Origin of the sequence: Bradyrhizobium uaiense, assembly GCF_010811875.1 — a bacterium.
GTDB classification, from domain to species: Bacteria; Pseudomonadota; Alphaproteobacteria; order Rhizobiales; family Xanthobacteraceae; genus Bradyrhizobium; species Bradyrhizobium uaiense.
Map to the genome: position 1 here is coordinate 1 of NZ_VKHP01000334.1, position 8,661 is coordinate 8,661.

Consider the following 8,661-nt stretch of genomic DNA (forward strand, 5'->3'; position numbering starts at 1 on the left):
ACCGCTCGCTGCAGATGATCCGAACCATTCCGCATCTGGCGCTGGTGCCGCTGATGATCCTCTGGTTCGGGATCGGTGAGGAGCCGCGGTTGATCCTGGTCGCGATGGGATCGTTGTTCCCCGTCTACATCAATACCGTCGGCGGCATTCGCAATGTCGATCCCAAATTGATTGAACTCGGCAGATCCTATGGTCTCGGACCTGTGGAGCTGGTGTGGTCCATCATCCTCCCGGCGGCGCTGCAACCGATCCTGGTCGGCATCCGCTATGCGCTTGGCGTCGCCTGGCTGACACTGGTCGTCGGCGAGACGATCGCATCGCGGGACGGCATCGGGTACCTCGTGCAAAATGCCCGCGAGCTGCTGCGCATCGACATCATCGTGCTGGCGATCATCCTTTACGCGATCGCAGGCTGGCTGTCGGACTTCGTGACGCGCCTGATCGAGCGACGACTGTTGCGCTGGCATCCCAACTATGCCGATCGGGGGAAGGCATGAGCGGCGCGGAGGTCAGCCTGCGCTCGGTCAGCAAGTCGTTTGCAGGCCGATCCGTCCTGCACAAGATCGATCTCGACATCGCGGCGGGCCAGTTCGTCTCGATCATCGGCCCGAGTGGTGCCGGCAAGTCAACGCTGCTGCGCCTCGTTGCGGGCCTCGAGACACCTTCCGGCGGCCGTATCGAACTGCGCGCGACCGGCCACGTCGCGGATGTGCGCCTGATGTTCCAGGAGGATCGTCTGCTGCCGTGGCGGACTGTGCTCGGCAATGTCCAACTGGGCCTCAAGGGCCGTGACCGCGAGGCCTTTGACATCCTTCGCGCCGTGGGTTTGCGGGGGCGCGAGAGCGAGTTCCCGATCGGACTTTCCGGCGGGCGGCGGCAGCGGGTGGCGCTGGCGCGGGCGCTCATTCATGAACCGGATCTCCTCCTGCTCGACGAGCCCTTCGGCGCGCTCGACGCCATCACCCGTGCGGCGATGCAATTGCTGCTGGAACAATTGCTAGCGGCGCGCCCTCGTACCGTCGTGCTGGTCACGCACGATGTCGAGGAGGCATTGCTGCTTTCCGATCGCATACTCCTGGTCAAGGACGGCGGCATTGCGCGGGACCTCGTGTTCGATCGGCCACGTCCGAGGCATCGTGGCGACCCGGCCCTGGCTACCCTGAAGGAAGACTTACTCGACGGTTTGTTGTCCGCGGAAGGCAATATTCCGGCGGTCGCGTGACACATGAGGATGACCGAATGATTTCGAACGGCTTGGTTGGCGTGCGCCGTCGTACCGTTTCGCGCCGAACATTCCTGGCGTCGGCCGGGGTGACGGTGGCAGCGGCGACGGTCGGCGCGCGCGGCGTGTCGTTTGCGGGTGTCGCAGAATCGGTGCCATCTCAACTGACCGTGGCTGTCATCGGCGACGGCCGCACCGGTGTCTGGGCCTCGCTGCGTGCCGGCGCCGGCGGCCGAAACCTCGAACAAGAGCTCGGCACCAAGATCGTCTGGCAACCGGGCTTCACGGCTTCGCTTCCCGTCATGGAGGCGGTGAAGGCAAGTTCGGTCGACTTCACATTCGCAACCGCGACCGCCGTCGTGAACGCCGTGTCCGCGCGCGTGCCGATCGTGCCGCTCGCCGCTTATCCGCTGCCCGTCGACGAGGTCGACTTTCTCGTGCAGGCCAGCTCGGCGATCAGGACGGCAGCCGACCTGAAGGGCAAGAAGATTGCCCATCAGAACGGGACGACCGGCACCTATAGCTTGATCAAATATCTGGAGACTGCCGGGCTCCGGCTATCCGACGTGCAGGCCGTGAGCCTGAGCGGGGCGGACGCGTTCACCGCGTTTGCGCAAGGCAGCATCGACGGCTGGATTCACTGGCAGCCCGCGACGGCTCTCGCGCTGACGAAGCTCGGCGACAAGGCGCGACTGTTGCCGGACGTCAAGACCTACGACTACGCCTTCTACGTGGCGCGCAGCGAGGTCGCGGTGAAGCACCCGCAAGTCTTTGCAAAGTTCGTCAAGATCATCCGGGAGACGCAGGCCTATATTTTCGCGCATCCGGCAGAATCGGTTGCACTGTGGGCGTCCCAAGGCGGCTTTCCGCCTGATGGCGCCGAGCGGGCCGTGTACGAGAAGCTGATCCGCGACGCCAGACTATCCGAGTCCACGGCTGTCGCTTTGAGACCGATCGATGAAGCCGCTGCCGTCTCCACGCAGGATCTCGCAGATAATTTCCACGCCCTGGGCGTCCTGCCGAGCAAGGTTGACGTGCGGTCGTTCCTGCTCGGTGCGCAATTCGACGCAGCAAAGAGAGCCGTTGCCCTGGAGCTTGGCGAATAGGCCATTCGTCGCGGCAATCAGCAACACAGAGAAATCATCATGAGCGCCCAAATCGGTGAGACGGTCACCATCACATCATCGACTATCGGCCTATTCGGCCGCTATCTGCTTAGCGCAGGCAGGAATCATTTCGTCTCGGACCAGCGCGCGGCTGCCGGTGGGCCGGGTGAGGCAATTACGGCAGGCGAACTGCTGCTGTCGTCGCTGGGCAGTTGCTCGCTTGGTCTGATCCAGAAGACTGCGAAGGAGCAGGGCATCGCCCTGCGCGAAGCCCGGACCGAAGTCACATTCCAGCGTCATGCGACCGATCCAACGCAGTATGAATCGATCCGCATCGCGGTGCGGCTCTCCGGCGTGACCGAGAGCGAGGCCGAAACGCTGGTCAGCGGCTTCACATCCAACTGTCCGATCTACAACACACTCAAGCGCGGCGGACCCGTCGAAATCTCCTGGACCGTGAGCTGATCGATGACTGCCAGGAAACTTCATCTCGCCGCCTTCGTCTCCGCCGGCCCGGTCTCGGGCAGTCACGGCGGATGGCGGCACCCGAAAGCGAATGGCGACCTGCTGTCGGCTGGCTATTACCAGAACATCGGCCGGTTGCTGGAGGAAGGGCGCTTTGACCTGCTCTTCGTTGCCGACATTGTTGCGATTCCGGACACGCTCGGCGGCAGCCTGGACAGCCAGCTCCGTTATGGCGCCTTGCGGCTCGATCCGCTGGTGGTGCTATCGGTCATCGCGGGCGCGACGAAGCACCTCGGACTCGGCGCGACGATTTCCACGACCTACACGCAGCCGTACGGTCTGGCCCGTGCGCTGGCGACCCTCGATCATATCAGCGGCGGCCGTGCGGCTTGGAACATCGTCACCTCGTTCCAGGAAGCGGAGGCCCGCAACTTCGGGCTGACCGAGCAGCTTTCGCGTGACGAGCGCTACGACCGTGCCGACGAGTTTCTCGATGTCACGATCAAGCTGTGGAATTCCTGGCAGGATGGCGCTCTGGTGCGCGATCGCGAGGCGCCGCTGTTTGCCGATCCTGCCCGGGTCCGGGCGATCAATCATGCGGGCAAATGGTTCAATGTCCGCGGTCCCCTCAATGTCAGCCGGCCGCCGCAGGGCCGCCCGGTCTTCATCCAGGCCGGTGCGTCGGCGCGCGGCCGCGATTTCGCGGCGCGTTGGGCCGAGATCGTCTTCGTGACCCCCGGGCTGATCGACGTCGCCGTCGAATTCCGCAACGACCTGCGCGAACGCGCGGTGCGGTTCGGCCGCGACCCGGATACGCTCAAGGTGTTGCCCGGCGTCGTGCCGGTGATCGCCGACACCGAGAGCCATGCCAAGGCGCTGCACGACGAACTCTATGGTCTTTCCCACCCCGAGGCCGGACTCTCGACATTGGCCTATCACCTCGGTGTCGATCTCTCGCGGTTTCCGCAGGATCAGGTCTTGCCTGAAAACCTCAACGTCCCCGGTGTCGAGGGCCATTACCGCGAAGTCTCAGAGCTGACCTGTCGCTCTGGCCTCAGCCTGGCCGAACTGGGGCAGCGCTGCGGCGCGGGGCGGACCACCAGCGGCTTTACCGGAACGCCCGGCTCGGTCGCCGATCGCATGCAGGAGTGGTTCGAAGCCGGCGCCTGTGACGGCTTCATGTTGCAGATCCCCTACCTCCCTGGCGGGGTAGAGGACGTGGTGCATCAACTGGTGCCAGAGCTGCAGCGCCGTGGCCTTTTTCGAACAGAGTATGACGGCGCGACCCTGCGCGAATCGCTTGGCCTTGCCCGGCCGCCGAACTGACCAGCGGATTTGACGACGGGTTGCCGTTGTAAGTCGTTTCAAATGGCTACGATCAGCGCATGCCATATCGGGTGGTTGCGCTTCCAGTATTTTGAACCTGCTCGGTAGGCGAAACTCTGTTTTCAACCGGAGCCCAAGCGGTAGGTTTGGGTCCGCGAAGGTCAAAAATGCTTTATCTTTCAATGGGGATTGACTGACACTCTCTCCGCCATTCGCACGTCCAGCCGCCCACATGGTTGAGATGTTGGTCCTCTTGAACACAGAGGGCCTGCAAACGCCTGTCGCCTTTCCCAACACGAATCGTGCGAGCGCGATCGCTCGGCTGATGCCGGATCGCCGCCGGTCAGCGTCTCACGGCAAAGCAGTGTCGGCGCCCCATCGGGGGCGCCGACATGTAGGCCAAGCCGTTCAGCTCACGGCGTGCAGGGCAAGCCGTTCGCTGTCTTGCGCACCTGGAGCCACTGCTCCCTGCGGCCTCATTTTTCCTTCAGGGGCTCGACACCCTCGTCGCGAACCGCCTGGAGGCTGTGCGGGTTGAGGTCGAGCGCACGGAGGATGGTCGGTGCGATCTGGGTGGTGAAGCTCGTGTCCTCGACGACCCTCGGATGCTTGATGCGGGGCGAAGAGAGCAGCAGCAGCACGTTCCGATCGTCGTTGGAGAAGCCGCCGTGCTCGGCGAGCTTGCTGCCGCCGGTGCAGATCACGCCATGATCGGTGAGCGCGATGAAGTCCGGCACCCGGCTGTTGTGGAACGGATCTTCGTAGAGCTTGGTCAGTTCGTCGCGGTCGAGCAGCTTCTGGATATGCAGGTCGGCGGCGTGGGCCAGGATGTAGGCCTTGGCGTCGGCATAATAGGGATTGCCGGTCGCCGGGTTGGTCGCCTGCTGCAGCTCCGGCGACAGCCAGACCAGCGCCGCGTCGTCGCAGATCTCGAAGCCGTTGGTGCCGAAACCGGGCGTGTTGCCGTACAGCGCATCGGAGATCGCTACGCGGTCCTTGACGTCGATCGGCGACTGGCCGTGCTTGGCGCTGACGATGATCAGCGTCGAATCGTAGAGGTTCTGCGCCTTGAGCTCGTTGACGAACTTGCCGAGCGCGTCGTCCACGAACTGGAATTGCAGGGTGAGCGCGTTGCCGGGCGTCGCCTTGCCGTCGGCATAGCCGCCGACCAGCGACTTGTCGGTATCGGCGTTGCCGGCCTTTGCAAGCTTCTGGCCGACGCTGACCGTCTGGAAGTTCATGCCGAAGATCGCGGGGACGCCTTGATGCTGAGTTCGCGTGCCATCGTAGCCGTCGATCCAGTTCAACACCGCCTGCACCTTCAGCGAGTCGTATGAACGGACGCCGGTGAAGCTCTTGGTGTAATCGTCGCCGGGCTTGGCGCCCTTGTCGATCGTGTCCTGCGAATTGATCTCCGGCGTGAAGAGCTCGTCGAGGCCCTTGCCCGAGGGGCCCGCCAGGTCCTCATAGGCCGGATGCTTGTCCGACCAGGCCGTGCGCATTCCGGCCTCCTTGATGACCTCGAAGATCGTGTTGGTGCGCACGTAGTCGTGCGGATAGACCGGCACGCACTTCCCGTTCACCAGCTTGCGCTGCAAGTGATCCGGATCGAGCTGCGTGTAGACCTGACCGAGCGTGCCGCCGGCGGTGTAATCGGCGACCAGTCCGCTGGAGTAGTCGTAGGTCTTGTCGAGCGCTTCGAAGTTGGTGATCTCGGTTCCTGCCGGGCTCACGCAGCCGGGATCGGGAAGATTCTGGCTGGTATAGAAGGCCTTGGCGGGATACTCGGTGCGATCATAGCTGTCGTCATAGAACAGGCCGCCGCCCTTCGGCGTGGCGCCCGTGACCTGCGCGAGCATGCCGGGAAAGCTGTCGGACGGCGCGGTGGTGTAGGCGTTCGGATAGACGACGCCCTTGCCGGTGAGCTGGGCGAAGTTGCCGCCGGGGCGGCTTTCGACCCAACGCTTCAAATCAACGGCGTGCATGCCGTCGACGCTGATCAGCAGGACATGCTTGTAGCCATGCCGCTGCGAATGATCGTTGTCATCATCCGCGTGCGCGACGGCGACGCCGCAAGCGAGCATGGCCGCCGCGATCGCGGCAGTCGACATGCAATAGTTACGAAAACCACTCATGAGTTCGCCCCTGTCTATTTTCGGTAAGTTTGGAATCGTCAGCGCTGGCCGCGACAACTTGTCGCGGTCAATTGACGGTGGGATGACGTTTTCTTGCGAGTTCGATGACCGCGGTCGGGGCTGACCGGCATCCAACGATTGCTGATCTGCCCAAGGGAAGGGCTAAAGCATGATCCGGAAAAGTGCGAAGCGGTTTTCCGGAAAGATCATGCTCAAACAAGGAGCTAAAGCGCGATGACGATTCAACCCAATCTCATCGCGCTTTAAGCGCCGACCGGACGACGCAACGCAACGGCGAGCTTTTGCCGTTCACTCGCCAAATTGCGCTTGGCTGCGCGTATCACCCTGCCGTAGCGCTGTCCGTTGGAACTGCAAGCGATGCCTGAAGCAAGGCAGTGAGCGCCTCTGTGGGCTTGACGTCGACGAAGGCCGGCAACAAGTTCGAATCCATCGGCAGGATGAAGTCTTTATCGGTGTCCTGATGTCGGATCCACAATCCGGCAAAGTAAATCGCCGGAGCGAGCAGCAAAAGCGGCTCACTGGATTTGTCATCGTCCCTATCGGATGAGATCGCGCGGCGCACGGAGGGTGCCTGAAGCGCTTTGGGAGAGCCGGTTACGTATGGCCCCTCGTTCAGTTCGGCCAACCGATAACCACCCTGGTCGGTGAAGACGGCATGAGCCGCAGCGATCGGCTCAACAACGTTCCTGTCATAGATGAGAAACCGCCAGCCGAGGATGGTTGCTACGGAACTGAGCGCAATCAGCTCAATCTTCGCTGGATCCTTGGCCGCGCACCCGTCTGGCTTGGCCAGACGGCGCAACGTGCTCAACGGCAGCAACGCCATGCGATGCGGTGCGCAAAGCTGGAGGTCTTGGGGATGCTTGCGATGTGCGAAGTTGAGCTTGGGCGTCGCAAAGCCCCGCGTGCGCGCGCGCTTGGCCATGCCGGCAAGGACGGCGTCGCGGGCATCGTCGGGACAGTCAGCTGCTGAAATCGTCATGCCGTTGCCCTCCTGGTGTAGTATGTGTCCGTCCAGGTGCCGCAGTTGACATAGCCGCTCGGAAATTGTGCGGCGTCGATGTCCGAGAGACCCCACCAAGGGTCCGCAATCGCCAGGCCGTAGTCATTTTGCGCGGGTCCGCCGGCCGCCGGTTCGTCGGAGTAACCCTTGATCGTGACAAGGTGGGCCCCGCCGCCATTCCAGACGATGCGCACGCATAGCGGGCGTCTGCTTCCGATTTCTTCCTGGGTCTCTCGCAAGGACGCGGAACGGCGCGCCGTCCATTTCCTGAAATGGCCGACGCGGAACAGCGAAGACATCAAGTAGCCGTAGACATTGCAGGCATCCTTGCCGCCCACGCAGCAGTCAGTCCGGCCGAGCTGTCCGTTCGCAATGTCGCATTGGGTGACCCTGCTGGAGGGACGGTAAAAATGGGCGACGCTGGCCGCGACGGCGGCCCAGCACCAGTTGGTCTTTTCCTGGTGCTCGTTCTTGAAGTCGAGCAGCCGCCATCTCGATCGCCTGAGCGGGGGCAGTTTGATCGGGACGCATGTCGCGTTCACGAGCGAAGCAGTGTCATCTGCGGCCGGCGTCATGATCGCTTCCCCCGCTTCCTTTTGGAGGTCGAATGTCCGGACGGCAGGACGAGTGTTCCGGCCTTGCCGGGCTCACGTTTGGCCTCCGCCAAAATCGCCTTGAATGTCGGACATTCTTTAAGGATCTCGAACGCCTGGTGGGCAATCACCTTTCCCGCCCGGGTATCGCTCGGGTAATGGACGCCTGCCACCTCTCGATTGCGGCCGATGCGATCGGCCAATGCGACGAGCGTCCGTTTGGTGTGTCGAGGATGGATATCCGCAAGCGCCAGCGCGATCAGGTGGCTTTCGAGCGAATGCGCGCTCGGAAATGAGGCGTGCCCCGGCGAATTGATCAAGGGAACGAGCGCAGGACAGATCTGTTGCGGCCGAGCCCGATTGAACCGGAGCTTGAAGTCGATTGCGACCATTTGGGCGACCCGGATCGCCATCTCGACGATCTTGAGCGAGTTGGGATGTGACCACGGCGACATCATCAAGACTTCGGCAAAATAGCCGCGCAGCCGCGAATTTTGATCGAGAATTTCACCGATCAGGCGAGGGCGCTCGTCGCGCGCCATTGCGGCCAGCTGATCGATCTCGGCAAAAATATCGGCATGATCCGTTGGCGGATCCGGAGCTTGAATCGAGCGGCGCCAATTCGTCTGGCCGAACTCCGCCAGCGCGATCACACCAAAGAGGTCGGGCTCCCAGCCTGACCATGGGAAAACCGCCTTGAAATTGAGATCCGACTCGCAGATTTCACCGCCCAGCGGATCGAAGATCAGGAAAGGTGCGCCCTGTGGGGGTGGCGAACCCATATAGGCTC

9 protein-coding genes are annotated in these 8,661 nt (G+C 62.8%); 5 read left to right on the forward strand and 4 right to left on the reverse strand.

Annotated elements, in window-relative coordinates:
* The 5 genes from FNJ47_RS42500 to FNJ47_RS42520 form a co-directional block, all read left to right on the forward strand.
* The coding region (locus FNJ47_RS42500) for an ABC transporter permease subunit (protein ID WP_163162298.1) at window positions 1-497 on the forward strand (497 nt) is incomplete at its 5' end.
* A complete protein-coding gene (locus FNJ47_RS42505; RefSeq protein ID WP_163162300.1) occupies window positions 494-1,222 on the forward strand; it encodes an ABC transporter ATP-binding protein in 729 nt (242 codons plus the stop codon). The genes FNJ47_RS42500 and FNJ47_RS42505, both read left to right, overlap by 4 nt.
* Window positions 1,223-1,239: 17 nt before the next feature.
* Window positions 1,240-2,328, forward strand: coding sequence for an ABC transporter substrate-binding protein (locus FNJ47_RS42510; RefSeq protein WP_163162302.1), 1,089 nt, complete (start codon window positions 1,240-1,242; stop codon window positions 2,326-2,328).
* Between the two features lie 39 nt (window positions 2,329-2,367).
* Complete coding sequence (locus FNJ47_RS42515; protein ID WP_163162304.1) at window positions 2,368-2,793, forward strand: OsmC family protein; 426 nt, start codon at window positions 2,368-2,370, stop codon at window positions 2,791-2,793.
* Between the two features lie 3 nt (window positions 2,794-2,796).
* Window positions 2,797-4,119, forward strand: coding sequence for an LLM class flavin-dependent oxidoreductase (locus tag FNJ47_RS42520; protein ID WP_163162306.1), 1,323 nt, complete (start codon window positions 2,797-2,799; stop codon window positions 4,117-4,119).
* Between the two features lie 476 nt (window positions 4,120-4,595).
* On the opposite strand, the gene FNJ47_RS42525 is transcribed toward FNJ47_RS42520, so the two are convergent.
* From FNJ47_RS42525 to FNJ47_RS42540, 4 genes are all read right to left on the reverse strand, one after another.
* Complete coding sequence (locus FNJ47_RS42525; RefSeq protein WP_236000476.1) at window positions 4,596-6,254, reverse strand: alkaline phosphatase family protein; 1,659 nt, start codon at window positions 6,252-6,254, stop codon at window positions 4,596-4,598.
* Between the two features lie 340 nt (window positions 6,255-6,594).
* Window positions 6,595-7,257 (reverse strand): hypothetical protein, encoded by a 663-nt coding sequence (locus tag FNJ47_RS42530; RefSeq protein ID WP_163162308.1) that lies wholly within the window; start codon window positions 7,255-7,257, stop codon window positions 6,595-6,597.
* On the reverse strand, window positions 7,254-7,853 hold the full coding sequence (locus FNJ47_RS42535; protein ID WP_163162310.1) for a papain-like cysteine protease family protein: 600 nt from the start codon (window positions 7,851-7,853) through the stop codon (window positions 7,254-7,256). The genes FNJ47_RS42530 and FNJ47_RS42535 overlap by 4 nt, the downstream gene beginning before the upstream one ends.
* The gene (locus FNJ47_RS42540) at window positions 7,850-8,524 is read right to left on the reverse strand and encodes a phosphatase PAP2 family protein (RefSeq protein ID WP_163162312.1); all 675 of its coding nucleotides are present in this window, start codon (window positions 8,522-8,524) and stop codon (window positions 7,850-7,852) included. The genes FNJ47_RS42535 and FNJ47_RS42540 overlap by 4 nt, the downstream gene beginning before the upstream one ends.
* Between the last annotated feature and the right edge of the window lie 137 nt (window positions 8,525-8,661).

Coding starts and splice junctions, on each gene's coding strand:
- FNJ47_RS42515 (WP_163162304.1), top strand. CDS start 2,368: ATGAGCGCCCAAATCGGTGAGACGGTCACCATCACATCATCGACTATC.
- FNJ47_RS42510 (WP_163162302.1), top strand. CDS start 1,240: ATGATTTCGAACGGCTTGGTTGGCGTGCGCCGTCGTACCGTTTCGCGC.
- FNJ47_RS42535 (WP_163162310.1), bottom strand. CDS start 7,853: ATGACGCCGGCCGCAGATGACACTGCTTCGCTCGTGAACGCGACATGC.
- FNJ47_RS42530 (WP_163162308.1), bottom strand. CDS start 7,257: ATGACGATTTCAGCAGCTGACTGTCCCGACGATGCCCGCGACGCCGTC.
- FNJ47_RS42520 (WP_163162306.1), top strand. CDS start 2,797: ATGACTGCCAGGAAACTTCATCTCGCCGCCTTCGTCTCCGCCGGCCCG.
- FNJ47_RS42505 (WP_163162300.1), top strand. CDS start 494: ATGAGCGGCGCGGAGGTCAGCCTGCGCTCGGTCAGCAAGTCGTTTGCA.
- FNJ47_RS42525 (WP_236000476.1), bottom strand. CDS start 6,254: ATGAGTGGTTTTCGTAACTATTGCATGTCGACTGCCGCGATCGCGGCG.